The following is a 24,728-nucleotide window of genomic DNA, read 5'->3' as shown; positions in this document are numbered from 1 at the left end:
CCCTGCCCTCTTCAGTTGGCCGTGAAGTAGAGCGGGACGGTGGCGCCTTTGCAGCCGTCCTGGTTGACGCCGGGCCTGTCGATCATCTGCAGCGTCACGGTGCCGGTGGCAGTAGCGCCGGCAGCAAGCTGGGTGGCGTTGAAGACAGGGGTGCCGACGGTGAAGTCAGCTGCCGAGCAGCCGGAAACGGCGGTCCAGTCGCCGCCGGTGGAGGTGGCGACCCTGGCGGCTACAGACGTGACCTTCTGGACGCCGGCGTCGGCAGGATTGGTGACCGTGAAACTGAAGGTCTGGATGGGACCATTCGGGGACAAGGGATCACCTGCCACCGTACTTGAGATGGTGAAGCTCTTGGAGGTCCCAGCGTTGCCGTTGGCGCTGCCGTTGCCGGCCGCCGTCCAGTAGGCGAAAGCCGCACCGCCACCGATGGCCACCAGGGCTGCTGTGGTGCCGATAATACGCTTCCTGCGTCCTGCCATCTTGCCCATGTCATACCCCTTGAAGTTTTGCGGTAATCCGCGGAGACCTTGTGAGCCCTGGCGGCTCTGTTGCGAACACTCTTTCCGGGCCGGCTCAAAATACACTGCCGTAATTACTCAAGGTTCAGTCAAGGTTAGATCTGCCTGTCGTGAGCCCCTTCTGCGAAGAAACCGCAGGTCAGACGTCTGTCAGCGACTTTTTATCGGCGGGAGGGGCCGCTCCTGCGATGCGCCGTACACTGGGGCACATGGCATGCCGAATCAGCGAACTGGTCCTCAATTGCTCCGACCCCGAAACGCTCGCGCGGTTCTGGTGCGACGTCCTCGGTTACGTCGAGCTGGACAGGGAGGAGGGGGCCATCGAGATCGGTCCCGAGGCCGGCTTCGGCGGCCCGCAGCCGACGATCATCTTCAGCCCCAGCAGCAACCCGCGGACGGGACGGCTCCCGCTGCACATCGACGTCAACCCCACCGACCGCGACCAGGACGCCGAGCTGGAGCGGCTGCTTGCCCTCGGCGCCCGGCCGGCCGACGTCGGGCAGACCGGCGAGGAGCCATGGCACGTCCTGGAGGATCCTGAGGGCAACGAATTCTGCCTGCTGCGCAAACGGCTGGGCCGCTGAACTGACGCCGGCCCGTCCGGACGCGTCGACCACACGAAAGAACGCCCTGTCACCAAAGGTGATGGGGCGTTGGCGGTTTGGCGGTGAAAGGTGATGGGGCGTTGGCGGTGAAAGGTGATGGGGCGTTTGGGGTTGTACCTGGCGGCGCCTGCTTCAAGACGCCGCCAGGAGCTTGTTGGCCTCGGATCTCAGCGGGCCAACCTCGCCAGGCCTTCCGGCCGGGCACCTGCCACTATCCACGGGCCACCTCAAGCCAGGGGCGGCAATTTGCTCAAGAATCGATCAAAACTGAGAGCCGGCACCGTTAATGCGGCGGGTCCCAGCGGCGCGCGGCGAACGCGAAGAGTGACGTAGTAGCCACCGTGGCCAGGTACCCGGCGATGACGATCAGGGAGATGCCGGCCCAGAAATAGTTGGTGGTGCTGCCCTCCTGCCACGGGCTGGGCGCGATCACGATCAGCGAATAGGCGGCCACGGCAGCTGACGCCAGCCCGATCACCACGGGCAGCGTCAGCCAGATTTTCGCCGAGCCGATGTGCCGGCCGAACCCTTCCCAGGCGTTCCAGGAGCCGCGGCGCAGGATCAGCCAGCCTGCGGGAATCATGAACGCGCCCACCAGCAGGAACGCGGCCACCACATCGGCCGGCCGGTGCCACTGGTTGATCAGCGTGGACACGCCCGATGCGATCGCGAACGTCCCGCCAATAAACCCTGCCATCGGCCGCCAGCGCGGGGACGCCATGAGGAACACCGCTGCCGCCGCGGACGCGGCCAGCGTGGTGTGCCCGGACGGCAGCGAATTCAGCTCCAGGGTCAGCACGCCCTTGTCCGGCCTGGCCGGCAGCACGTCCTTCAGCACCTGGGTGGCCACGTTCGCGCTGACGGAGGCGGCCACGGCGATTCCCGCCTCCGCCCAGTGCCGCCGGATCACCGTGACAAACAGGACCACGACGGCGGCCATCACCAGTGAGATGGTGGGCAGCAGGTCCAGGAACTGGGTTGCGGCCTTGCCGGCTGGTCCGTGGATCTCCACGGCCTCGGCCAGCGCGGACTCGTCGATGAACTGTCCCGTGGTGGTCTGCACGAAGAAGTAGTAGGTGGCCACCAGCCCGGCGATGCACGCCAGCGTGGACAGCACGAACAGGAAGCCGGAGCCCGGGGCGGGGCGGGCTGGTGTCCGGATCTGTGCACGGGAGGTGGAAGCCATTGTTTAAGGTTGGCACAAAAAGCTGGAAGGCCGCTCCAGCAAAGGCTGGAACGGCAGGTCAGCCGGCCGGGGCGGCCTCGGCCCGAGGCAGCCTGGGGATGCTCGCCGCGGCCACCAGCACCGCCAGCGCGCCCAGCCCGAACGGCAGCGCCGTGGCCGTGGCGATGGCGCCCACCAGGAGGGGGCCGCCGGCGTCGCCCAGTTCCCGGCCCAGCTCGGCCGAGCCCATGGTCCGGCCCATCCGTTCCGGCGGCGTGGTGTCGGCCAGGTGGGCGAAGCCCAGCGGCGTCGCCACGCCAATGCCCGTCCCGATCAGGGCCGCCGCAACGAAAATGGTGACCACGCCGGGGGCTGCCGCCACGATACCCACGCCTGCGGCAACCAGCAGCAGGCCCGTCGTCGTGCCCTTGTTGTCACTGATTTCGCCCCTGTCCCGGAGCCTGCCGATCCACGGCTGGGTCAGCACGGAGCCCAGCGCCACCACGCTCACCGCGGCCGTGCCGGCGAGGGCGTCCAGGCCGTGGCGGGCGGCCAGTGCCGGGAGGAATCCGACGGCGGCGCCCAGCGCGCCCGTCGAGGCGGCCAGCACCAGCGTGGGCACCAGGAAACGCCGTTCACCCAGCTGCCTGGCCAGGTCCATCACCGTGTAGCGCTTCCGCGGCAGCGGCTCCAGGTGCGGCACGGACACCAGCACCCAGACCGCCGTCACCGCGGCAAGGCCTGACAGCGTGCCGAACAACAGGGGGAAGCCGCCCGCCAGGATCAGTCCGGCGCCCAGCGGCGGACCGATGATGTAGCCAAGGCTCTTCCAGGACCCGTACCGGCCGAAGTAGGTGCCCGCCTTCCCACCGCGGGCCATCCTTGCCACCATGGCGGACGACGCCGGGGAGAACGCCGATGCGGCAGCGCCCTGTCCCAGGCGGGCCAGGGCAAGCACCAGCGGGTCGGCGGCGCCGAGGCCGATCAGCGACAGGGCCGCGAAGGCCAGGAGCCCGCCGACGACGACGGGCTTGGCGCCGATGCGGTCGCTCAAGGCCCCGAAGACTGGCTTCAGGAACACCTCGGCGACGTCGTAGAGCGCCAGCAGGATGCCGAGGTTCAGCAGGGTAAGGCCGATGTTGCCGCTCTGCGACCCCAGTCCCGCCGCGATGCTGTGGGCGCCGAAGGCGGTGACGAAGCCTGCTGCGTACAGTGGCGCCGTCGACGGGCGGGTGGCTTGGGCATTGGTGGCCATAGTGGGGACTTTAGTGCCTTCACAAAGTTGTGAAAAATTCAAAGACTTGCCGTATGAGCACTGTTGTCCAGACCGTGAACCTGCACAAGCATTTCGGCCGCGTCCATGCCCTGGACGGGTTGGACCTGGAAATCCAGGGCGGCGAGATCCATGGCTTCCTTGGCCCCAACGGTGCCGGGAAATCCACCACCCTGCGCATCCTGCTGGGCCTGGCGAAGGCAACCTCCGGCTCCGCCACCGTCCTGGGCCTGGAACCCTGGACCCAGGCCGTTGACCTGCATCGCCGGCTCGCCTATGTCCCCGGCGACGTGCGGCTTTGGCCCAACCTGTCCGGCGGCGAAACCATCGACCTGCTCTCCCGGCTGCGCGGCGGCACCGCCGACGGAAACGCCTACCGCCAGCGCAAGGCACGGCTGTGCGAGGCCTTCGACTTCGACCCGGGCAAGAAAGGACGCGCCTACTCGAAGGGCAACCGGCAGAAGGTGGCCCTGATCGCCGCCCTGGCCACCGACGCCGAGCTCTACCTGCTGGACGAGCCCACCAGCGGCCTTGACCCGCTCATGGAGGCGGTCTTCCGGCGGGAACTGCTTGCCGCCGTCGAACGCGGCGCCACCGTGCTCCTCTCCAGCCACATCCTGTCCGAGGTGGAGGTGCTCTGCCACCGCGTGAGCATCATCCGCGCCGGCAGGATCGTGGACGGCGGCACGCTTGATTCCCTGCGCCACCTCACCCGCACCGAGATTTCCTTCGCCGCGGACGGGCTGGACCCGCAGGCCCTGGCCGGGCTGGGCGCCGTCCATGACCTGGCGTTCGACGGCGGCCGGGTCAGGTTCAGCGCGGACTCGGACCGGGTGGCGGAGGTGCTTCCCGCCCTGGGCGCCCTGGCCGTACAGGGATTGACCATCAATCCGCCGTCACTTGAGGAACTGTTCCTGCGGCATTACGGCGATACTTCCGTGGATGCAGGGTCCCCGGCTGAAGACACCAACGGCAACGGGGACGGCCGGCGCGGCGAACACGGGCGCGGTGACAACAGGCACGGCGGGCGGCGGCACCTGCTCGGCGCGAGGGGACGTGCCTGACATGGGCGTCCTGCTGATCCTGTGGCGGCAGCGCCTCCGGCGGGACCGCTGGCAGCTGCCTTGCTGGATCCTGGGCATGGGGGCGTTCGCCCTGTTCGCCGCCTCGGCTGTGAGCTCCACCTACGGAACTGCCGCAAGCCGGGCGGAAATCCTGCAGGTAGCCATCGCCACGCCCGCCATCCTGATGCTGCGCGGCCTTCCCCGCGGCGCGGACCAGGGCGCCTTTACGTTCTTCCTGGTCTATGCCTTCCTTGCCCTGCTGGCCGGCCTGATGAGCACTTTCCTTGCGGTGCGCCATTCACGGGCCGACGAGGAAACCGGCGGCGCAGAACTGGTGGCGGCAACACCTGCCGGGCGCCTGCTGCCCAACACCGCCACCGTCCTGCACGGCACCGCCGCCAACATCCTGGCAGGACTGGCCGTCTTCGGCGGCCTCGCCATCCAAGGCCTGGACCAGCAAGGTTCCCTTCTTGCCGGAGCCGCCACGGGCGCCGTCGGCCTCTGCTTCCTGGGCGCCGGGCTGCTGGTGGCCCAGTTCATGGCCACTTCCCGCGGCTCCAACGGTGTCTCCGCGGCCCTGGTGGTCCTTGCCTACGTGCTGCGCGGAATCGGGGATGCCACGGGGACGCCGCACTCCGACGGCACCACCATGACCGAAGGCGCGGCCAGTTGGTTCTCCCCGATCGGCTGGGGACAGCAGACGTTCGCCTTCTCCGGCAACCGCGCCTGGCCGCTGCTGCTGCCGCTCGGACTTGGCGCTGCCTGCCTTACCGCCGCATGGCTCATCCTGCGCGTCCGGGACATCGGTGACAGCGTCTGGGGCGACCGGCCGGCACGGAGCACCGCGCGGGCGGGACTGAACAGCCCCATCGCCCTGGCGTTGCGCCTGCAGTCCGGCTCGATCATCGGCTGGGGGCTGAGCGGGCTGGCCCTGGGCCTGCTGGCGGGGTCGCTGGGAAAGGCGATCGCCGCCGTCGACACTCCCGGCAGCGGCATCACCGCGGCGCTGCGGGCCATGCTCCGGTCGCAGGGGATCTCCCTGACCCAGCTCATGGTCTCGGTGCTCTTCTCGATCGCCGGCGTCCTGGCCGCGGCCTGCGCACTCCAGGCCGTCATCCGGCTGCGGCAGGAGGAAGCCGCCGGCACCGCCGAACTCCTGCTGGCCGCCCCGGTGGGCCGGGTGCGGTGGCTGGCCGGCTACCTGGCCCTCGGTGCCATGGCGGTGGTCCTGGTGCTTGGCCTGGCGGGGGTGGGCGCCTGGGCCACCCTCACCGGATCCGGTGATGAGTACATGCCGGCCGACGCACTCTGGCAGACCGTCCTGGCGCAGTTGCCGGCGGCGCTGCTCTACCTCGCCGTGCCCGCGCTGGTGTTCGTCCTCTGGCCCGCGGCGACCATCGCCGCCGGTTGGGTGCTGCTGGGGCTGGGCATCTTCCTGGGCATCTTCGGCGGCATGCTGGGGATTGACCAGGGTCTGCGCGACCTGTCCCCGTTCACCCACACGCCAGTCCCGCACGGGGATGCCACGGACTGGAGCGGCGCCTGGTGGATGCTGGCCATCGCCGTCCTTACGGCTGCATTGTCCGTTGCGGCCATGCGGCGGCGGGAGGTGGGGACTGCATGAGCGACGCTGTCGTGTCGGCCGACGCCGTGACGGCTGCCGCCGAAAGGACCGCCGCGGGGTTCGCGGCGGCCGGGTTCCCGAAGATGCCGGCCCGCGCGCTGCTGGCCCTCGTGGCCTCCGAGGACGGCAGCCTGACGGCCGCCGAACTGGGGGAGCGGCTGGGCGCCAGCGCCGCGGCGGTCTCCGGAGCCGTGCGGTATCTGCAGACGGTGGGGTTCGTCCACCGCGTTGCCCGTCCCGGCAACCGCCGCGACCTCTACGCCCTGCACGACGACGAGTGGTACGTGGTGTCGATGCGCAACAGCCCCGTCTACGAAAAACTGGCCGAGTTGACCGACGCCACCGCGGAAACCCTGCCTGAGGGGTCCGCCGCACGGGCCAGGGTGGCGGAAATGGCCCGGTTCTACCGTTTCCTCAACTCCCGCATGCCTGCCCTGCTGGACGACTGGGAAAATGAGCGGGAGGCGGAGCTGTGACGATCATTGACAACGCCGTGTACGTGAACGGCCTGCGCACCGAGGATCCGGAAGACCTTGACGAGACCTACTTCCTGCTGCGGCAGCGCGAGGGGATGGCATGGATCGGGCTCTACCGCCCGGACCCGGAGGAGCTCCAATCGGTGGCGGAGGAGTTCGACCTCAATGCGCTGGCCGTCGAGGACGCGCTCGCCGGGCACCAGCGGGCAAAGCTGGAGCATTACGGGGAGTGCCTGTTCCTGGTGCTCCGCCCGGCCCGGTACCTCGATGACGTGGAAAAGGTGGATTTCGGCGAGATCCATGTCTTCGTGGGTGAGGAGTACGTGGTCACCGTCCGGCACGCCGAATCCCCGGACCTGGCCAAGGTCCGCCGCCGGATGGAATCCATGCCGGAGTTCCTGGCCCTGGGCCCCGACGCCGTGCTGTACGGCATCCTGGACCAGGTGGTGGACGAATACGAGCCCGTGGCCGCCGGCCTGGAGAACGACATCGACGAGATCGAGGACGACCTCTTCGGTGCCGACCCGGACGTCTCCCGCAGGATCTACGAGCTCTCCCGCCAGGTCATCACGTTCCAGCGCGCCACCAGCCCGCTGGTGGGGATCCTGCAGGCGCTGATGTCCGGAACCCCCGACCGTGAGCAGGCCACGGAGCTTCGTGACCATTACCGTGACGTCCTGGACCACGTGATCCGGCTCAACGAGCGCGTGGCATCGTTCCGCGCCCTGCTCCAGAACGCGCTCGCCGTGAACGCCGCCCTGGTGGCGCAGCGGCAGAACGAAGAGATGCAGCGGATGACCCAGTCCAGCTTTGAACAGAACGAGCAGGTCAAGCGCATCTCCTCCTGGGCCGCCATCCTGTTCGCACCCACCCTCGTGGCCTCCATTTACGGCATGAATTTCGCCAATATGCCCGAGCTGGGCTGGGCCGAGGGCTACCCCTTCGCCCTGGGCCTGATGCTGGCCATGGGCCTGGCCCTGTACTTCGCGTTCAAGCACAACAAGTGGATCTGACCCGCCTTCGGTTTGGACCGCCCCGGGTTTCGTGGCCTAGGATGGGCTGCAGATACTAAGCCTGCTTAGCAGTTGGCGGCTTGGAAGCCGAAGCTGAGCGGAGAACATTTGCATGAGCAAAGCCGAAACTACCGGACGGCCCCGGATTGGCAGTGATGCTGACGGGGCCGCGAAGAAGTCACGATTGCGCAGGCTCGGCGCGCTCCTCGGTCCGGGCATGGTCACCGGCGCCGCGGACGACGACCCCTCCGGCATTGCCACCTACGCAAAAGCCGGCGCCACCTTTTCGAACGGCATGCTGTGGACGGCGCCGGTAACGCTGCCCATGATGATGGCCGTCCAGGAAATCTGCGACCGTACCGCGCTGGCCACGGGTGAAAGCCTGGGCGCGCTGGCCCGCCGGAAGTTTTCCCGCAAGCCGCGGGTGGTGATCGCGGTCCTGATCGTTGCCCTGCTGGTGGGCAACATCCTCAACGCGGCCGCGGACCTGATGGCCATCGGGCAGGGCATGCAGTTGCTGGGAGCCGGCCCCGACCACCTGTGGAGCGCCATTGCCGGGATCGGCATTGCGGTGGCCCTCATCAGCGGATCCTTCGCCGCGATCGCCAAGGTCTTCAAGTGGCTGTGCGTGTCCTTGCTGGCGTATGTCGCGGTCCTGTTCGTGGCGAACGTCGACTGGCCGGACGTCCTGGCGGGCGTCCTGGGTCTGCAGTTCAGCTTCGCCCCGGAGTACCTTGGCCTGGTGGTGGCCGTGCTGGGCACCACCATCTCCCCCTACCTGTTCTTCTGGCAGAGCGCCCACCGGGTCCAGGAGCTCCGGGCCGAGGACCACGGGGGTGACGAAGCAGTCGGGCTGAAGCACCGCCCGGACGCCGCAGCGGCCGCCCACACCCTTAAGAAGGCCCGCGCGGACGTGTTCATCGGCATGGCCTTCTCGGTCCTGGTGATGTTTGCGATCATGGCCGCCACCGCTGCCACCCTGGGGCGGGACGGCACGGACGTGAACACCGCCGCCGACGTCGCCAAAGCCCTGGAACCGGTGGTGGGGCCAGCCGCCAAATTCCTCTTCGCCGCCGGGTTCATCGGTTCCGGCATCCTGGGCGTCCCCGTCCTCGCCGCCTCAGGAGCGGCGGGCCTGGCCGGCCTGCTGGGCAAGGACTGGGGCCTTGACCTCAGTCCGCGGCGGGCCCCCTTGTTCTACATCCTGCTGGGCGCCGGAACCGTGGGCGGGGTCATCATCAGCTTCTTCTCCAGCGACCCCATCGGGCTCCTGATTCTCAGCGCCACCATCAACGGCATCGCTGCTGCACCGTTCCTGATCGTCACCATGCTGATCTCCCGCGACAAAGCCATCATGGGGGAGTACCGCAACGGCAGGCTCGCCGCCACCCTTGGCTGGACCACGGCCGCCGTCATGGTGGTGGCCGGCAGCATCGGGGTCTGGACCACCCTCAGTGGAAACTGACCGGCGTGAACCGGGGCCATGCATGGTCCGCGGCGTACAGTAAACGGCATGCCGCACCTCCCGCCTTCCTCTCCCGAGCCTGCCATCCTGGCCGGCATACCGTCCGTGGACGAGCTCCTTGAAGGCGCGCGCGTGGTCAGCCTTCCCATGCGGGTGAAGTTCCGCGGCATCATGGAGCGCGAAACCCTGCTGCTGCGCGGCCCGGCGGGCTGGGGGGAGTTCTGCCCCTTCCCCGAGTATGGCGACGCCGAGGCTTCCCCCTGGCTGGCCGCGGCCATCGAGGCGGGCTGGCACGGGTTCCCGGCTCCCGTCCGTTGGTCCGTGCCCGTTAACGCCACCGTGCCGGCGGTGTCCGCGGACCGGGTGCCGGACGTGCTGTCCCGGTTCGGGCGGGTGGACGCGGTGAAGGTGAAGGTGGCGGAGCGGGGCCAGTCAGTGGACGACGACGTTGCCCGGCTCCGTGCCGTGCGCGCCGCTTTGCCGGAGGCCGCCATCCGGGTGGACGCCAACGGGGGCTGGAACGTGACGGGAGCCGTGGACGCACTGACCCGGCTGGCGCCCTACGGGTTGGAGTACGCCGAGCAGCCCGTGCCCTCCATCGAAGGCCTGGCCGAGGTCCGGGCCCGGCTGCGCGATGCCGGAACGCCGGTGCTGATCGCCGCCGACGAGAGCGTGCGCAAGGAAACCGACCCCCTCCGCGTGGCCCGTGCCGGCGCCGCTGACCTGCTGGTGGTCAAGGTGGCGCCGCTCGGGGGAGTGCGGCGTGCCCTGGATATCGTGGCACAGGCCGGACTTCCCGCCGTCGTCAGTTCCGCCCTGGACACCTCCATAGGCATCCGTGCCGGACTGGCGCTCGCGGCTGCCCTGCCGGACCTGCCCTATGCGTGCGGGCTGGGCACGGTGTCGCTGTTTGAATCGGACGTCACCTTGGACCCCCTGGTGGCCGACGACGGCGCCATCCGCCTGCGCGACGCCGTCCCCGACGCCGGGCTGCTGGAGCGGTTCGCGGCTCCCGCGCAACGCCGGGACTGGTGGCTGGACCGGCTCCGCCGGGTCCACACCCTCCTCAGCTGATACGCCCGCTCACTTTTGGCCCGTTTCCCGGCGACGCCCTATCACTTCCTGCCCTTTTTGCGGGGACGCCCTATCACCTCGCGGCATTTTCGCAACGTTCCTGCAGGTCACAGGCGGTTCACCCTGAGTTCATCCATTCGATGCGTTTGCGTAGGAAGCGACTGGAAGGGTGGGCGGGCATCCCCGAGAGAATCCTTGGAAGGTTCCCATGTCTGAAACAGCCCGCAAGTTCACCCTGCTGCCCATGCTCGGCCACACCAAGGGCAAGCGCAGCCCCGTCACGTGCGCGCTCAAGTGCGACAACGCCTGCGCCGGGGAGGTCTGCAACACCAGCTCCAACGGCTACTTCCGCGACATCGCCTCCGCCGCCATGTCCCGCCGCGCCGCACTGGGCCTGGGCGCCGCCGGTGCGCTCGCCGTCGTCCTCGGTTCCGCCGTGACCTCCAACGAACCCGCCTCCGCCGCCGGGCTGTCCAAGGCCGCCACGGAGGGCTTCGGAAAGTCCAAGCTGGAGTTCACCGCCATCAAGCCGGTGGACAAGGCCGTCGACGCCTTCACGGTGCCCGAGGGATTCACCTGGCAGCCCATCATCCGCTGGGGTGACCCGCTGTTCGCTGACTCGCCCGACTTCGACCTGGCCAACCAGACCGCGGCCGCCCAGGCCCGGCAGTTCGGCTACAACAACGACTACACGGACATCCTGGAGATCCCGGGCAGCAAGGGCCGCCGTGCCGTCCTGTTCACCAACCACGAGTACACCAACGAAAGCATCATGGTCCCTGCCGGGTATGACGCCGCGGAGACCCGTGCCATCGGCCGCGCCGCCCATGGGCTGGCAGTGGTGGAGCTGGAGCGCAAGAACACTACCAAGCCGTGGAGCTACGTGAAGGGCGCGCCGCTGAACCGCCGCTACCTTTCCGATACCACCTACGAACTGACCGGCCCGGTGGCCGGCTCGGCCCTGGTCAAGACGGTAGCCGACCCCTCCGGCCGCGCCATCAAGGGCACGTTCGGCAACTGCTCCGGCGGCACCACCCCCTGGGGAACCATCCTCTCCGGTGAGGAAAACTTCAACGGCTACTTCGTTGCCGGCGGCACCTCCGCCGGTGACAAGCGCTACGGCCTCACCGCCAAGCCCACTGCGCGCCAGTGGGAACTGGACGACCCCCGCTTCGACACCCGCAACCCCGGCTACGAGAATGAGGCCAACCGCTTCGGCTGGATCGTGGAAGTGGACCCCTTCGACCCCACCTCCACCCCCAAGAAGCGCTCCGCAATGGGCCGGTTCAAGCACGAGGGCGCCAACGTGATCGTGGCCGAGTCCGGGCACGTGGTGGCGTACATGGGCGACGACGAGAAGTTCGACTACCTCTACAAGTTCGTCTCGGCGGAGAAGTACCGTGAGGGCGACCGCAGGCACAACATGAACCTGCTGTCCGAGGGCGACCTGTACGTTGCCAAGTTCACCGGCAACTCGCCCGCCGCAGAGATCACCGGCACGGGGGCCCTTCCCTCCGACGGCGCGTTCGACGGCACGGGTGAATGGCTACCCCTGGTGGTGGGCGGAAAGTCGGCTGTCCCGGGCATGTCCGTCGAGGAGGTCCTGGTGTACACCCGCCTGGCCGCTGACAAGGTGGGCCCCACCAAGATGGACCGCTGCGAGGACGTCCAGCCCAGCCTGCACACGGGCAAGGTCTACGTGGTCTGCACCAACAACTCGGACCGCGGCAAGGTTGGCAAGGAAGGCGCCACCGAGGTCAACCCGCGCACCCAGAACCGCGACGGCCACATCGTGGAGATCACCGAAACCGGCGACCAGACCTCCACGAAGTTCAACTGGACCCTCTTGATGGTCTGCGGCGATCCGGCACAGGGAGACGTCACTTACTTCTCCGGCTACCCGGTGGACAAGGTCTCGCCCATCTCCTGCCCGGACAACGTGGCCTTCGACTCCGTGGGCAACCTCTGGATCTCCACCGACGGTGCCCCTTCCGGGATCGGCTACAACGACGGCCTCTTCAAGGTCACCCTGGACGGTGCCGAGCGCGGCAAGGTGGAGCAGTTCCTCTCCGTTCCGCGCGACGCCGAGACCTGCGGCCCGGTCATCCACGACGACGAGCGCACCGTGTTCGTCTCCGTGCAGCACCCGGGTGAGGACGGCACGTTCGAGGCGCCCAACTCCTTCTTCCCGGATTACGTAGCGGCAGGTACGACGCCGGCCCCCGGCCAGGTGCGCGCGCCCCGTCCCTCAGTGGTCCAGGTGTTCCGCGGCTAATCCCCCCGTTGCTCTATCACTTTTGGTCCCCAAAACCCCGGTTTAGGGACCAAAAGTGATAGAGCATCCAGGAACTACGCCGGGCGTTGGAGGGTGGCAGACTGGTTTGGTGACTTCGTTGAATGAACCATCCCACGACGCCGCCCCTTCCGATGCCGCCTCTTCCGATGCCGCGCCGGCTGATGAGGCAGCACCCGCCGACGATACCCCCGAGGTGAGCTCGCTCGCCGCGGCGCGGATCGCCGTCGACGTCCTGCTCGACGGCGGCGTGCGGCACGTGGTGGTGTCGCCGGGTTCGCGGTCGGCCCCCATGGCGTACGCGCTGGCCGAGGCGTCGGCAGCCGGCCGGGTGGATCTGCTGGTCCGGATCGACGAACGCTCCGCCGGGTTCACGGCCCTCGGCCTGGCCCTGGCCACCGGTTCGCCCGCGGCCGTCCTCACCACGTCCGGGACCGCCGTCGGAAACCTGATGCCGGCCGTGATGGAGGCCAACCATGCCGCCGTCCCGCTGATCGTGCTCTCCGCCGACCGGCCTGACGAACTGCGGGGGACAGGGGCCAACCAGACCACCGTGCAGCCTGACCTGTTCGGCGAGCAGGTCCGGTTCGCAGCCGACGTCCCGGCCGGAAGCAACCCGGAGCGCGCAATCCAAACCGGGTTGTCCGCCGCCACCGGCGCCTTTCCGGAGCTGCCGCCGGGACCGGTGCAGCTGAACCTGGCGTTCCGGGACCCGCTGGTGCCGTCGCCGGAGGAAGGCCTGCCCGAGGCGGTGGAGCGGCAGCGGTACCGGGTGGGCACCGAACCGCTGGTCATGAACCTCCCGCCGGCACCGGACACCCTGCCGGAGCGGCGCACGGTGGTACTGGCAGGGCACGACGCCGGCCCGGTCGCCGAGGCGTTCGCCCGCGCCCACAACCTGCCGCTGCTCGCCGAGCCGTCCTCCAACTCGCGGTTTGGACCGAACGCCGTGGGCCCGTACCGGCTGCTCCTGGAGCATTTCGGGGCCGGTTCTGTACAGCCGATCGAGCGCGTGGTGCTGTTCGGCCGGCCCACGCTGTCCCGTCCGGTGGCAGCGCTCCTGGCCCGCGCCGATGTTGAATCAGCCCTGTACCAACCCGTGCCCGTGGCCTGGTACGAGCCCGGGCGGCGCACCGAACTGCCGCTGGAAAACCTGGCAGATCTCGCCGATTTCGCCGGCCGCGGCAGCTCCACCTGGCTGGACACCTGGCTCCTGGCAAGCTCCGCGGCCCAGCACGCACTGGACCGGGTGCTCTCCGCGACAGCTGCCGCTACCGGCCCATCCGTGGCCTCGCTGGTGTGGAAGTCCGCCCGCGGCCAGCTGCTTCTGGGATCCTCCAACGGCATCCGCGATGTGGACCTGGCCGGGCTGCCGGCGCCGGAACCAGCCGCGACCGTGTACGCCAACCGCGGACTGGCCGGGATCGACGGCACCATCTCCACCGCCACCGGAATCGCCCTGGGCGGCGGCCAGGAAACCACAGTGCTGCTGGGCGACGTCACTTTCCTGCACGACGCCGGCGGCCTCCTCCTGGGCACGGGGGAGGAGCAGCCGGACCTGCGGATCGTGGTCCTGAACGATTCCGGCGGCGCCATCTTCGGGCTGCTCGAACACGGCGGCGTCGAGGAATCCGGCCGCTACGGAGACGCCGTCGAGCGCCTCTTCGGCACCCCGCACTCCGTGGACATCGCGGCACTTGCCAAGGCGTACGGCGTCGGACATTCGCTGGTGAGCACGACGGCGGGACTCGCCGAAGCGCTCGACCGTCCTGTGCAGGGGCGCAGCATCGTGGAGGTCCGCACCGACCGCCGGTCGCTGCGGAAGCTCCACGCCAGCATCAAGGAAGCCGTGGCTGCCGCCGTCGACGGGGTGCTCTCGGGACAGTAACGAAAATACGACGGCCGCCGCGTGAATCCACGCGACGGCCGTCGTTTTCGTTAGAGCTTCTCAGAGTACGCGGCCCAAGAACTCCTTGGTGCGCGCATGCTGGGGGTTGGCAATGATTTCGCGGGGATCGCCCGATTCCACCACCACGCCCCCGTCCATGAAGGTCAGGGTGTCGCCCACCTCGCGGGCGAAGCCGATCTCGTGGGTCACCACGATCATGGTCATGCCCGATTTGGCCAGGTCCTTCATCACATTCAGGACGTCCCCCACCAGCTCGGGGTCCAGTGCCGACGTGGGCTCGTCGAAGAGCATGAGCTCCGGCTCCATGGCCAGAGCCCGGGCGATGGCGACCCGCTGCTGCTGGCCGCCCGAGAGCTGGGACGGGTAGTGCCCGGCTCGGTCGCCAAGGCCCACCCGGTCCAGCAGCTCAAGCGCCCGTTTCTGGGCTTCAGCCTTCGACTGGCCCTTCACGTGCACCGGTGCTTCCATGACGTTCTGGAGCGCGGTCTTGTGCGGGAACAGGTTGAAGCGCTGGAACACCATGCCGATCTCGCGGCGCTGCGCGGCGATCTCCTTGGTCTTCAGGTCATGGAGCCTGCCGTTGACCTCGCGGTAGCCGATCAGCTGGCCACCCACCGAGATCCGGCCGGCGCTGATGCTCTCCAGGAGGTTCACGCAGCGCAGCATGGTGGACTTGCCCGAACCCGAAGGTCCGATCACCACCGACACCTCGCCCTGCTTGACGGTCATGTCGATGCCCCGGAGCACATGGTGGTGCCCGTAGTACTTGTGCAGGCCCTCGATCTTGACCAGCGGCTTTTCTGCTGTGATCGTCATCGTGCACTCTCCTCGGGGAAGTCCGTCTTCATGGACCGGTGCGCGTCAGCGCCGGCGCCAGCGGCCTTGGCGGCGGCCGGATTGACCGCTGCCGGGGCCAGGTTGTCCACACCCTTGCCGTAGTAGGCCTCGATGAAGTGCTGGCCCACCATCAGGATGCTGGTGATCACCAGGTACCAGATCGCAGCCACAATCAGCAGGGGAACCGGAAGATATGTCCGGTTGGCCAGTGCATTGGTGGCAAACGTGAGGTCCAGGGTGAACGGGACCGCGAGGACCAGCGAGGTGGTCTTCAGCATGCCGATGGTTTCGTTGCCGGTAGGCGGCACGATCACGCGCATGGCCTGCGGCAGGATGATGCGCCACATGATCTTGCCCTTTGCCATGCCCAAGGCCTCGGCGGCTTCCATCTGGCCCTTGTCCACGGACTTCAGGCCTGCGCGGAAGATCTCCGCCAGGTACGCGGACTCATTAAGTCCAAGTCCGAGGATCGCGGCCACCGTCGCGTTGACGATGGACGCGGTGTCCAGGCTAAAGAGCTCCGGTCCGAACGGCACACCTGCGCTGATCTTGGGGTACAGGACCGCGATCAGGCCCCAGAACACCAGCTGGGTATATACGGGCGTACCGCGGAAAAACCAGACCCAGACCCAGCTGGACCAGCGGAATACCGGGTTGTCGGACTGGCGCATGAACGCCAGGAGGATGGCCAGCACGATGGCGAGTGCCATCGACGTGACGGTCAGCAGGAGGGTCCAGCCCACGCCCTGGACGACTTTTACGTCCAGGATGTAAGTCCCCACGATGTCCCAACGGAAGTTGGGGTTGGTGAACAGGCTCTGCAGGAACACTGCCACCAGAGCGAGGATGATGACGGCGCTGATCCAGCGGCCCGGGTGGCGCACCGGTACTGACTTGTTCAGTACCGGTGCGTCCCCGCGGTGAGGGTGTTCCATGTGCACACCAGACTTTTCGTCGGTAACGCGAAAACTCAAGACTTAACCGCCGGGTTGACTTCGGACTTGGTGATGGCGCCCTCGGAGTTGCCCCAGCCGTCCAGGATCTTCTTGTAGGAGCCGTCTTCCATCAGCTTGGTGACCGTCTTCTGGATGACGTCTGCCCAGGCGGTGTCGGCCTTGGCCACGGCGATGCCCTGCGGAGCGGAGTCGTAGACGTCGCCCAGCTTCTCGAGCTGGCCGTTGGTCTGGGTCAGGGCGTAGCCGATGATGGGGGAGTCGGCGGCCATGGCGTCGATGCTGCCGTTGACAAGGCGGGTAGTGACGTCCGTCTGGTTCTTCAGGGTGACGATGTCGATGGGCTTCTTGCCGTCGGCAACGCACTTCTTGTTGCGGTCGGCCAGGTCCGGGTCCTCCTGGACGGTGCCGGTCTGGACGCCAATGGACTTGCCGCAGACGTCGTCGAGGGAGAACTTGTTGGGGTTGCCCTTCTTCACGGCCCACGCGGTGCCTGCGTTGAAGTAGCTGACCATGTTCACTGCGCCAAGGCGCTCAGGGTTGATGGTGAACGAGGAAATGCCCAGGTCGTACTTCGGGCCGAGGGCGGGGAGGATGCCGGTGAATTCCGCCGTCTGGACCTGGACCTTGAGGCCCAGGGTGGCGCCGATGGCCTTGGCGATGTCCACGTCGTAGCCAACAGGAGTCTGGCCGTCCGGACCAAGGAATTCGGCCGGAGCGTAGCTCGTGTCCGAGCCGACAGTGATGGTGCCCTTGGACTTGATGGCGTCCGGGACCATGGCGGCCAGGGCGTCGTCCTTCTTGACCGTGCTGGGATCAAAGCTGGCGCTGGCGCTGCCCGAAGGGGAGGCCGCGCCGGAGGGACCCGTTTCCGAGGCGTTGGTGCATGCTGAGAGGGCCAGGGCGCTGATGGCGATCATAGTGGCGGCGGTCAGCTTGGAAGTGCCCAGGAGGGTACGGGGAGTCTGCATTTCTTACCTTTTGTTGCAGGGGCTATGAGGTACTAACGCGGCTTATAGTGTAACGCTCAACAAGAGAGGTACGTCACACGCAACTAAGTTTCACTATTGGATAACTGTAGCGGGGGCAAAATCAAGCCTTCCGGAGCGGGATTCGTCTGTTATCCCAGACTTAGTACCCAACAAGGTCGCAGTTGATGGCGTTCTGGGGGCCCAAAACGCCACTAACTGCTGCCTGGTCGGGCCGCGCCCCTAGCTGTTGATTCCCAAGGATTCCAGCATGGGGCGGAACTTGGCCCACGTCTCCGCCAGTTCGGCCTCCGGCTGCGATCCGTCCACGATGCCGCATCCGGCATACAGCCGCACGGTCTCAGGGGATTCGATAACGGCACCGCGCAGCGCGATGCCCCACTCGCCGTTGCCGGCGGCATCCAGCCAGCCCACCGGACCGGCGTAGGGCCCGCGGTCCAGGTGCTCCAGTTTGCGGATCAGCTCCCCGGCCACCAGCGTGGGCGTGCCGCAGACGGCCGCCGTGGGGTGCAAGGCATTGATCAGTGCCAGGCACGTGGGTACGTGGCCTTCCACTTCCGCAAGCTCCGCCTTGACGTCCGATGCCAGGTGCCACACGTTGGGCAGTTCCAGGATGAATGGTTCGTCGTGGGCGTTCATCGCCTCCGAGAACGGTGCCAGCTGGGACGTGAGGGAGTGGATGGCGATCTCGTGCTCATGCCGCTGTTTTTCGGACCCGGCCAGCACCCGCGTGGCGTATTCCATCGGCGGGCCATCGTCGCCGTGGGCGTCGCGGCGGTCCAGCGTGCCGGCCAGCACCCGGGCCTGGGCGGTGCGGCCTTCCACCTGGATCAGCATCTCAGGGGTGGCGCCCACCAGCCCGTCCACGCCGTAGGTCCAGCATTCCCGGTATCTGGCGGCCAGTTCACGCAGCACGTCCGCGGCATGTACGCCCGAGGGAATGGTTGCCACCACGTCCCGTGCCAGCACCAGCTTTTCCAGCGCCCCGGTCCGGATTTCAGCAACGCCTGCCGCCACGGCATCCTTCCAGGCCTCCTCGCTGAGGGACCCGGTGTGAAGCGTTGCCCCGGCGGCCAGGGGGAGGGGGCGTACGACGGCGCCGCCCGCCTTGGCAGCCCCGCCGCCCCAGGGTCCGTCCCCGGCGGAGTCCGCTGCCGCCGTCGTGCTTTCTGCGCCAAGGGTGCCGGCCGGCCTGCTGCCCAGCCAGCGGCCAAGGGCGGCGAGGGCCGTCTCTTCGGTGAGCGGGCCGTCGTCGAACGTCAATTGCGTGAGCCACGCCTGGTTGTCCCGCACGCCCACCACGATCTCGGGCACGATCAGCCTGGACTCATAGGAGGAGGTTTTGGAGAAAGCGAACGAACCGAAAGCTACGGGGCCGGTGCCGGGGAGCTCCACGGAGTCCGTGGCCTCGGCTTCCAGGACCAGGTGCCGCCACCAAATATCGGCCTCGAGGAACCGGTCGGGTCCGGTGGCGCTGAAGCGCGCAATTTCGCCGAAGCCAGCCAGTCCGGCTTCGCGGCGGGACCAGCACAGGACATCGTCCCGGACCAGAAACGAAGGCAGCCCCCCGGGGAACGCTTTGCCATCCAGGGGGACTGTCAAGGTGCGGAACGTGCTCGTCATGATGAGACAACACTACTCCCGAGCACCCTGCGGGCTTCCTAGGGCCCAAGAGTGGCCACGTCCGGGGTGGATTCGGGCTGGTAAGGACCCTTCGGAACATTTGAGACAATGTCATGGTGAACCGAGCATCCTTGGATAAGCGTCCGGACGAAGTAGCCACGATGTTTGACGACGTCGCACCGAAATACGACGTCGTCAACGATGTCCTCTCCATGGGGCAGACCCGCCGCTGGCGGAAGATCGTGGTGGATGCGATGGAAGTCTCCAAGGGCCAGCGGGTCCTGGACCTGGCGGCCGGAACGGGGACTTCCAGCGAGCCATATGCCGACGCCGGCATAGACGTCGTTGCCTGCGACTTCTCCCTGGGAATGCTCAAGGTCGGCAAGCGCCGCCGCCCGGACATCAACTTCGTCGCCGGTGACGCCACCAACCTCCCGTTCGCGGACAACACCTTCGACGCCACCACCATCTCCTTCGGCCTGCGCAACGTGAACGAGCCCAAGAAGGCCCTGCAGGAGATGCTGCGCGTCACCAAGCCCGGCGGCCGGCTGGTCATCGCCGAGTTCTCCCAGCCCGTGGTCCCGCTCTGGCGCACCATGTACACCGAATACCTGATGCGCGCCCTGCCCGCGATCGCCGTCAAGGTCGCCTCCAACCCGGACGCCTACGTCTATCTCGCCGAATCCATCCGCGCCTGGCCGGACCAGGACCACCTGGCCGCGTGGCTGCAGGAAAGCGGCTGGGAAAAGGTCACCTACCGCAACCTCACCGGCGGCATCGTGGCAGTCCACCGCGCCTTCAAGCCGGCCGATGCCGCGGACAGCGCCGCCGCCGCCATCGCCGCGCACAAGGGCCCGGTGGCCAAGCTGCGCCGCAACATCGTCCGCTGACCGGCGTGAAGGTACTGATTGTCGGCGCGGGCCCGGCCGGGTCCACAGCCGCGTACTACCTCGCCAAGGCGGGCCTTGAGGTCACGGTCCTGGAAAAGACGGCGTTTCCGCGCGAGAAGGTCTGCGGCGACGGACTGACCCCCCGCGCCGTCCGCGAGATCCAGAAGCTCGGCCTGCCGCATCCGGAAAACGACGGCTGGCGCCGCAACAAGGGCCTGCGCCTGATCGCCGGCGGCCGCACCATTGAGCTGCCCTGGCCCGAGGTCTCCGACTTCCCGCAGTACGGCCTGATCCGCACCCGCCTGGGCTTCGACGAGGAACTTGCCCGCCACGCCGAGGCTGCCGGTGCAACGATCCTGGAACGGCACAGCGTTACCGACGCCCTGCGGAACGACGCCGGCCGCGTCACGGGAGTCCGCGCAGCGCTCCTGGACGAGTCCGGACGCAAGACGGGGGAAACGCGCGACTTTCATGCCGACGTCGTGCTCGCCGCCGACGGGAACTCCACCCGCACGGCCGTGTCACTCGGCATCCAGAAGCGCGACGACCGTCCGCTCGGCGTCGCCGTCCGAACGTACTTCACCTCGCCCCGGACCGACGACGACTGGATGGAGGGCTGGCTGGAGCTTCCCGGCCGGGACGGCAAGCTGCTTCCCGGCTACGGCTGGGTGTTCGGCGTGGGCGACGGCACCTCCAACGTGGGCCTGGGCATCCTGAACTCCTCCAAGGAATTCGGCAAGCTCGACTACAAGCAGGTCCTGCGCGAGTGGACGGCAGGCATGCCAGCCGAGTGGGGCTTCACGCCGGAGAACCAGGTGGGGGAGATCCGCGGCGCGGCGCTGCCGATGGGCTTCAACCGCACCCCGCACTACTCGCCCGGCCTGCTCCTCCTGGGCGACGCCGGCGGCATGGTCTCACCGTTCAACGGCGAGGGCATCTCCTACGCCATGGAATCGGCACGCTTCGCCGCTGAGTTCATCATCGACGCCTCCTCGCGCACATATGCTGCAGGAGGAACGTACGACGCCGACGCGCACCTTTCGCGGTACGCGGACTACGTGCGGGACCAGTGGGGATCGCACTTCACCCTGGGCCGGGCGTTCGCCGCGCTGATCGGAAAGCCCTCCGTCATGAAGCTGGCCCTGCGGACCGGCATGCCGATCCCCCTGCTGATGCGGTTCGTGGTCCGGCTCCTGGCGAACCTCACGGACCCCTCCGCGAAGGGCTTCGAGGACAGGGTGATCCGTGTCCTGGAGTCGCTGGTTCCGGCCACAGCCAATACATCGCCAGCTACGAATCAGCGGTATCCGCAACAAAAAGTTAGGGTTAACCCGTGACCAACTCCGCAGACCACAGCTGGACGCACGCCGGGCACGGCCTGCCGGACTCCGAACCCAGCCTCAACACCACCGCCATCGCCACCGGCCTGCAGCTCCCGGCCGGCTTTGCTGCCATTGCGGGGGACGCCGAACTGGGCCCGGCCATCACCACCAACCTGGCGAAGGTGGAGAAGAAGCTCCGCGAAGCCATCGCCAACTCGGATCCCCTGGCTGACGCGACGTCGCGGCACCTGGTGGAAGCCGGCGGCAAGCGCATCCGGCCGCTGCTGACCCTGCTCTGTGCCCACCTCGGAGACGCATCCCTGCCCGCTGTGGTGCAGGCCGCCGTCGTGGTTGAACTGACCCACCTGGCCACCCTGTACCACGACGACGTCATGGACTCCGCGCCGTTCCGCCGCGGCGCCCCCACGGCCCACGAGGTCTGGGGAAACTCCGTGGCGGTCCTCACCGGCGACCTGATCTTCGCCCGCGCCTCCATCCTGGTGTCCGAACTCGGCGGCCGGGCGCTGGGCATCCAGGCCCGCACCTTCGAACGGCTGTGCCTTGGCCAGCTTCACGAAACCGTGGGGCCCCGCCCGGACGAGGACCCGGTGGAGCACTACCTGTCCGTGATCGCGGACAAGACCGGCTCCCTGGTGGCGGCATCGGGTCAGCTGGGCGCAATCTTCTCCGGCGCCGACGATGCCTACGAACAGGTACTGGTGGAGTACGGCGAGAAGGTGGGCGTGGCCTTCCAGCTCGCCGACGACGTCATCGATGTCACCGGCGTGAAGGTGAAGTCCGGCAAGTCGCCCGGAACCGACCTGCGCGAAGGCGTGCCCACCCTGCCGGTCCTGCTGCTGCGGCGCGCTGCCGCTGACGGCGACCAGTCCGCCGTCGACCTTTTGACGCTGATTGATGGTGACCTGTCCTCCGACGAGGCGCTGGCCGCAGCCGTGGCCGGGCTGCGCGAGCACCGTGTCACTGCCGAGTCCTGGGTGGTTGCCCGCCAGTGGGCCAACGAGGCCATCGCCGCACTGGCCCCGCTGCCCGAGGGCGTGGTCAAGGAGTCGCTGTCCAACTTCGCGCTGGCCGTGGTGGACCGCGCCAGCTGACGTTTTCTTCCGGGTTGGAGCCCGGTGCCACTGGATTTGTCCAGGCGGTGCCGGGCTTCTTCGCTTAAGCCGGCCTTCCCGCTTAACGGGATAGCCCCGGTCCGCATCAACCGAAGTTGCTGTGAATCGGGGCTATCTCTCCGTTCGCATCAGACCCGCCGGAGGCGTTTAGCGGATCCGTGAATAGCTTATGACAGCTTTGTCACAATATGCAAGCCCTGATTTACGGGAACTGTCATGAGGTTTTCCTGCTGGGTTTCCCCATGTTTCAGAGCAGGAGGCCGCCAGCTCCCGGCGCGGCACGGCGACAGGCCGCAAGGGCTCCTCAAACTTGGGGAATCCCAGCCAGCCAGGTTACGCACATAGCCGGCTTCATGCCTTCTGGCCGGAGAGTCCACCCGCTGTGCTGGCTCTATGGATCTTTGCCGATTCCTCGACAACGCCGGCTCTGTTGCCCGCACTGCCACCATTCTGAGAGCGGGATTTTCGGACCGGGACATCCGCAATGCGGTGGCATCCGGCCATGTCCGCCGTCTCAGGCACGGGGTTCTCGCGCTGCCGCAAGCACCCCGGGATCTAGTTGCCGCGGTCCTCGCTAACGGGCTGCTAACGTGCGCCTCCGGGGCTACCCACCGGGGGTTGTGGCTGCTGCACCAGCCGGATAAGGTCCACCTGCTCTGCCGGCATGCCGGACCTCCGGACGCGGTAGTGCATCGCGAGACCCTGGTGCCGCATGGAACCGCGGAACCCGTTGCAAGCGTTACCGATATTCTCATTCACGGCCTGCGCTGCCTGCCGGAGGTTGAGGCTGCCGTGATGGTGGAGAGTGCTGTCCGGCAGGGCGTAACCACATTGCCCTACCTGCACCAGCGGCTGCCGGGGAACCGGAACGGAGCCGCCAGGCAAGTGCTGAACCTGGTGGATGGGACAGCCGACTCACCCATTGAAGTGGTCGCGCGCCTATTGTTCCGTGCCGAGGGCATCTTCACGCAAACCCAGGTGGAGTTGCCCGGAATTGGCTTCGTTGACTTCCTGCTGGAAGGATTCCTGATCGTCGAGATAGACGGCAGCAGCCACCTGGAGCCCCGCCAGGTCAAGAAGGACCGTGCAAGGAACAACGCCAGCACCCTCACGGGCTACGCGGTGTTGAGGTACGGCTACGCAGACGTGGTTCATCACCCGGAAAAGGTCATCGGCGAGGTCTGGCAGGTGCTCCGGGGCAGGGTCATCCGCTGAATTTCCCCAGGTTTGACCTCAGAAGTCAGCGACGCACCGCAAAACCGGGGGACACGCCGTCGGAAGCCCCCAAAGGTGGGGAAATTCAGCCGCCCAGCGAGTGCAGCTCAGAAGCCAGCAGGCCCTACTCCTCGGCTTCTTCCTCGAAGGCCCACTCGAACATGTCGAAGACGAACTCGGAGAAGGTGCCTTCCTCGGACTTCCACTGGCCGCGGGCATTGTTGCGGCGGTACACGATGGGGTCCGGGACGCTGAGGTCGCCCACGCGGAAGCCCCAGGTGAACGCTTCCTCTTCGTCCTCGAGGAACATAAGGAAGCCCTCGTCATCGACTTCGAGTTCCTCGGGGTCCCAGAAGTAGTGGTAGGCCTCCATCAGGTCCTCGCAGCCGCCCAGGGCGAGGTAGAACTCCCGGAGGACCAGAGGAATCTGGAACTGGTGCTCGGCAAGCGCGGAGTCGAGTTCCTCCGGCGTCAGCCCATCCTCTTCCTGCCATTCATCCTCGAGATACTTCGGAACAAGCGCTTTGAACTTCTCGAGGAACATGTCAGTCATGCTCATATCCTAGCTAATCCGGACCCACCCAAAATGACACCCGGGAGGCACTCACTTCCCTGGGTCGCTGGGCCGCCGGTGCCATCCGCGGACGGCCAGCGGAGCCTGCCAGGAACGCCGCCACGCCAGGACGCGGAACGTGAAAACCAGCGCCGCGATAAGAGCGGCCGTCAGGACGTTGAAGACCCCCGGCACCCATAGCAAGGCGGTGAGCGAGGCGCCCACAAAAGCCGGCAGCGCGTAAATGTCCTTCGGGTTGAACAGCTCGGGAACCTCGTTGGCGGTGATGTCACGCAGCAGGCCGCCGCCCACCGCCGTCGTCACGCCCAAAAGCACCGACGCCACCGGATTCAGGCCCGTGGCCAGCGCCTTGAGTGTGCCGGTCATGCAGAACAAAGCCAGGCCGGCGGCGTCGAACAGGGTCAGCAGGGAGGTGTAGCGCTGGACGCTGGAGAACAGGAAATACACCAGCACCGTGGCCAGCACCGGCGGCGCAAGGTAGGCCGGATTGGTGAACGCCGCCGGGACCACCGCGAGGATGATGTCGCGGATTACGCCGCCGCCGAGCCCCACCAGGGAAGCCAGCAGCAGGGAGCCGACAATGTCGATCTGCTTCCGCGCCGCCAGCAGCGAGCCCGAGACCGCAAAGAAGAACACACCCAGCAGGTCCAGCCACACCGGGGAGTTGTCAAAGGCGAATGTCATGGAGCGTCCCGGCATTTTCAAAGAGGGCG

At 67.5% G+C, this 24,728-nt stretch carries 22 protein-coding genes and 1 pseudogene; 14 read left to right on the top strand and 9 right to left on the bottom strand.

Annotated elements, in window-relative coordinates; genetic code table 11:
• Positions 1-11: 11 nt before the first annotated feature.
• Positions 12-488 carry a hypothetical protein gene (locus AC3IMC_RS08545; protein WP_490918024.1) on the bottom strand — a complete coding sequence of 159 codons (477 nt, stop codon included), beginning with the start codon at positions 486-488 and terminating at the stop codon, positions 12-14.
• Positions 489-727: 239 nt separating this feature from the next.
• Between AC3IMC_RS08545 and AC3IMC_RS08540 the strand changes: the two genes are divergently transcribed.
• Positions 728-1,102, top strand: a complete 375-nt coding sequence (locus AC3IMC_RS08540) for a VOC family protein (protein WP_490918023.1) — start codon at positions 728-730, stop codon at positions 1,100-1,102.
• 304 nt (positions 1,103-1,406) lie between these two features.
• Here AC3IMC_RS08540 and AC3IMC_RS08535 read toward each other — a convergent pair whose 3' ends face one another.
• A complete protein-coding gene (locus tag AC3IMC_RS08535; RefSeq protein ID WP_490918022.1) occupies positions 1,407-2,309 on the bottom strand; it encodes a phosphatase PAP2 family protein in 903 nt (300 codons plus the stop codon).
• Between the two features lie 58 nt (positions 2,310-2,367).
• Positions 2,368-3,543: an MFS transporter gene (locus AC3IMC_RS08530; protein ID WP_490918021.1), complete on the bottom strand. Its 1,176-nt coding sequence runs from the start codon at positions 3,541-3,543 to the stop codon at positions 2,368-2,370.
• 53 nt (positions 3,544-3,596) lie between these two features.
• Here AC3IMC_RS08530 and AC3IMC_RS08525 point away from each other — a divergent pair, with 53 nt between their 5' ends.
• The 8 genes from AC3IMC_RS08525 to menD all read left to right on the top strand — a co-directional run bounded on the left by AC3IMC_RS08525 (position 3,597) and on the right by menD (position 14,458).
• Complete coding sequence (locus tag AC3IMC_RS08525; protein ID WP_490918020.1) at positions 3,597-4,625, top strand: ABC transporter ATP-binding protein; 1,029 nt, start codon at positions 3,597-3,599, stop codon at positions 4,623-4,625.
• A gap of 1 nt (position 4,626) precedes the next feature.
• Positions 4,627-6,249 carry an ABC transporter permease gene (locus AC3IMC_RS08520; protein ID WP_490918103.1) on the top strand — a complete coding sequence of 541 codons (1,623 nt, stop codon included), beginning with the start codon at positions 4,627-4,629 and terminating at the stop codon, positions 6,247-6,249.
• Positions 6,246-6,725, top strand: a complete 480-nt coding sequence (locus AC3IMC_RS08515) for a GbsR/MarR family transcriptional regulator (protein ID WP_490918019.1) — start codon at positions 6,246-6,248, stop codon at positions 6,723-6,725. The genes AC3IMC_RS08520 and AC3IMC_RS08515 overlap by 4 nt, the downstream gene beginning before the upstream one ends.
• Entirely contained in the window at positions 6,722-7,738 is a 1,017-nt protein-coding gene (locus tag AC3IMC_RS08510) for a magnesium and cobalt transport protein CorA (RefSeq protein WP_490918018.1), read from the top strand. Before AC3IMC_RS08515 ends, AC3IMC_RS08510 begins: the two co-directional genes overlap by 4 nt.
• A 112-nt stretch (positions 7,739-7,850) precedes the next feature.
• The gene (locus AC3IMC_RS08505; protein WP_490918017.1) at positions 7,851-9,203 is read left to right on the top strand and encodes an Nramp family divalent metal transporter; all 1,353 of its coding nucleotides are present in this window, start codon (positions 7,851-7,853) and stop codon (positions 9,201-9,203) included.
• A gap of 48 nt (positions 9,204-9,251) precedes the next feature.
• A complete protein-coding gene (locus AC3IMC_RS08500) occupies positions 9,252-10,277 on the top strand; it encodes an o-succinylbenzoate synthase (protein WP_490918016.1) in 1,026 nt (341 codons plus the stop codon).
• A gap of 208 nt (positions 10,278-10,485) precedes the next feature.
• Complete coding sequence (locus tag AC3IMC_RS08495; protein WP_490918014.1) at positions 10,486-12,552, top strand: PhoX family protein; 2,067 nt, start codon at positions 10,486-10,488, stop codon at positions 12,550-12,552.
• A gap of 109 nt (positions 12,553-12,661) precedes the next feature.
• A complete protein-coding gene (menD, locus tag AC3IMC_RS08490) occupies positions 12,662-14,458 on the top strand; it encodes a 2-succinyl-5-enolpyruvyl-6-hydroxy-3-cyclohexene-1-carboxylic-acid synthase (RefSeq protein WP_490918013.1) in 1,797 nt (598 codons plus the stop codon).
• A 60-nt stretch (positions 14,459-14,518) separates the two neighbouring features.
• Here the strand turns inward: menD and AC3IMC_RS08485 are convergent, their stop codons facing one another.
• From AC3IMC_RS08485 to AC3IMC_RS08470, 4 genes are all read right to left on the bottom strand, one after another.
• Positions 14,519-15,295 (bottom strand): amino acid ABC transporter ATP-binding protein, encoded by a 777-nt coding sequence (locus tag AC3IMC_RS08485; RefSeq protein ID WP_454481726.1) that lies wholly within the window; start codon positions 15,293-15,295, stop codon positions 14,519-14,521.
• Complete coding sequence (locus tag AC3IMC_RS08480) at positions 15,292-16,251, bottom strand: amino acid ABC transporter permease (protein WP_454481724.1); 960 nt, start codon at positions 16,249-16,251, stop codon at positions 15,292-15,294. The genes AC3IMC_RS08485 and AC3IMC_RS08480 overlap by 4 nt, the downstream gene beginning before the upstream one ends.
• A 35-nt stretch (positions 16,252-16,286) precedes the next feature.
• Positions 16,287-17,240, bottom strand: a complete 954-nt coding sequence (locus tag AC3IMC_RS08475; RefSeq protein ID WP_490918012.1) for an ABC transporter substrate-binding protein — start codon at positions 17,238-17,240, stop codon at positions 16,287-16,289.
• A 240-nt stretch (positions 17,241-17,480) separates the two neighbouring features.
• Positions 17,481-18,881, bottom strand: coding sequence for an isochorismate synthase (locus tag AC3IMC_RS08470; RefSeq protein WP_490918010.1), 1,401 nt, complete (start codon positions 18,879-18,881; stop codon positions 17,481-17,483).
• Between the two features lie 116 nt (positions 18,882-18,997).
• Here AC3IMC_RS08470 and AC3IMC_RS08465 point away from each other — a divergent pair, with 116 nt between their 5' ends.
• The 5 genes and pseudogenes from AC3IMC_RS08465 (at position 18,998) to AC3IMC_RS08445 (ending at position 23,441) form a co-directional block, all read left to right on the top strand.
• Positions 18,998-19,771 (top strand): demethylmenaquinone methyltransferase, encoded by a 774-nt coding sequence (locus tag AC3IMC_RS08465; RefSeq protein ID WP_490918102.1) that lies wholly within the window; start codon positions 18,998-19,000, stop codon positions 19,769-19,771.
• A gap of 5 nt (positions 19,772-19,776) precedes the next feature.
• Positions 19,777-21,108, top strand: coding sequence for a geranylgeranyl reductase family protein (locus AC3IMC_RS08460; protein ID WP_490918008.1), 1,332 nt, complete (start codon positions 19,777-19,779; stop codon positions 21,106-21,108).
• Complete coding sequence (locus AC3IMC_RS08455; protein WP_490918006.1) at positions 21,105-22,205, top strand: polyprenyl synthetase family protein; 1,101 nt, start codon at positions 21,105-21,107, stop codon at positions 22,203-22,205. Before AC3IMC_RS08460 ends, AC3IMC_RS08455 begins: the two co-directional genes overlap by 4 nt.
• A gap of 414 nt (positions 22,206-22,619) precedes the next feature.
• A pseudogene (locus AC3IMC_RS08450) lies at positions 22,620-22,754 on the top strand (type IV toxin-antitoxin system AbiEi family antitoxin domain-containing protein); the annotation flags it as partial.
• Positions 22,755-22,913: 159 nt separating this feature from the next.
• Positions 22,914-23,441 (top strand): endonuclease domain-containing protein, encoded by a 528-nt coding sequence (locus AC3IMC_RS08445; RefSeq protein ID WP_490918100.1) that lies wholly within the window; start codon positions 22,914-22,916, stop codon positions 23,439-23,441.
• A 124-nt stretch (positions 23,442-23,565) separates the two neighbouring features.
• Here the strand turns inward: AC3IMC_RS08445 and AC3IMC_RS08440 are convergent, their stop codons facing one another.
• Together AC3IMC_RS08440 and AC3IMC_RS08435 are read right to left on the bottom strand one after the other, a co-directional pair.
• Positions 23,566-23,994 (bottom strand): SMI1/KNR4 family protein, encoded by a 429-nt coding sequence (locus tag AC3IMC_RS08440; RefSeq protein WP_221386346.1) that lies wholly within the window; start codon positions 23,992-23,994, stop codon positions 23,566-23,568.
• Between the two features lie 51 nt (positions 23,995-24,045).
• Positions 24,046-24,699, bottom strand: coding sequence for a trimeric intracellular cation channel family protein (locus AC3IMC_RS08435; protein WP_490918004.1), 654 nt, complete (start codon positions 24,697-24,699; stop codon positions 24,046-24,048).
• Between the last annotated feature and the right edge of the window lie 29 nt (positions 24,700-24,728).

The organism is Arthrobacter sp. E70 (assembly GCF_058266945.1).
This window is presented reverse-complemented; position numbering and strand designations above follow the sequence as displayed.

Coding starts and splice junctions, on each gene's coding strand:
- AC3IMC_RS08520 (WP_490918103.1), top strand. CDS start 4,627: ATGGGCGTCCTGCTGATCCTGTGGCGGCAGCGCCTCCGGCGGGACCGC.
- AC3IMC_RS08515 (WP_490918019.1), top strand. CDS start 6,246: ATGAGCGACGCTGTCGTGTCGGCCGACGCCGTGACGGCTGCCGCCGAA.
- AC3IMC_RS08475 (WP_490918012.1), bottom strand. CDS start 17,240: ATGCAGACTCCCCGTACCCTCCTGGGCACTTCCAAGCTGACCGCCGCC.
- AC3IMC_RS08495 (WP_490918014.1), top strand. CDS start 10,486: ATGTCTGAAACAGCCCGCAAGTTCACCCTGCTGCCCATGCTCGGCCAC.
- AC3IMC_RS08530 (WP_490918021.1), bottom strand. CDS start 3,543: ATGGCCACCAATGCCCAAGCCACCCGCCCGTCGACGGCGCCACTGTAC.
- AC3IMC_RS08505 (WP_490918017.1), top strand. CDS start 7,851: ATGAGCAAAGCCGAAACTACCGGACGGCCCCGGATTGGCAGTGATGCT.
- AC3IMC_RS08440 (WP_221386346.1), bottom strand. CDS start 23,994: ATGACTGACATGTTCCTCGAGAAGTTCAAAGCGCTTGTTCCGAAGTAT.
- AC3IMC_RS08470 (WP_490918010.1), bottom strand. CDS start 18,881: ATGACGAGCACGTTCCGCACCTTGACAGTCCCCCTGGATGGCAAAGCG.
- AC3IMC_RS08480 (WP_454481724.1), bottom strand. CDS start 16,251: ATGGAACACCCTCACCGCGGGGACGCACCGGTACTGAACAAGTCAGTA.
- AC3IMC_RS08500 (WP_490918016.1), top strand. CDS start 9,252: ATGCCGCACCTCCCGCCTTCCTCTCCCGAGCCTGCCATCCTGGCCGGC.
- AC3IMC_RS08535 (WP_490918022.1), bottom strand. CDS start 2,309: ATGGCTTCCACCTCCCGTGCACAGATCCGGACACCAGCCCGCCCCGCC.
- AC3IMC_RS08435 (WP_490918004.1), bottom strand. CDS start 24,699: ATGACATTCGCCTTTGACAACTCCCCGGTGTGGCTGGACCTGCTGGGT.
- AC3IMC_RS08525 (WP_490918020.1), top strand. CDS start 3,597: ATGAGCACTGTTGTCCAGACCGTGAACCTGCACAAGCATTTCGGCCGC.
- AC3IMC_RS08485 (WP_454481726.1), bottom strand. CDS start 15,295: ATGACGATCACAGCAGAAAAGCCGCTGGTCAAGATCGAGGGCCTGCAC.
- AC3IMC_RS08540 (WP_490918023.1), top strand. CDS start 728: ATGGCATGCCGAATCAGCGAACTGGTCCTCAATTGCTCCGACCCCGAA.
- AC3IMC_RS08545 (WP_490918024.1), bottom strand. CDS start 488: ATGGGCAAGATGGCAGGACGCAGGAAGCGTATTATCGGCACCACAGCA.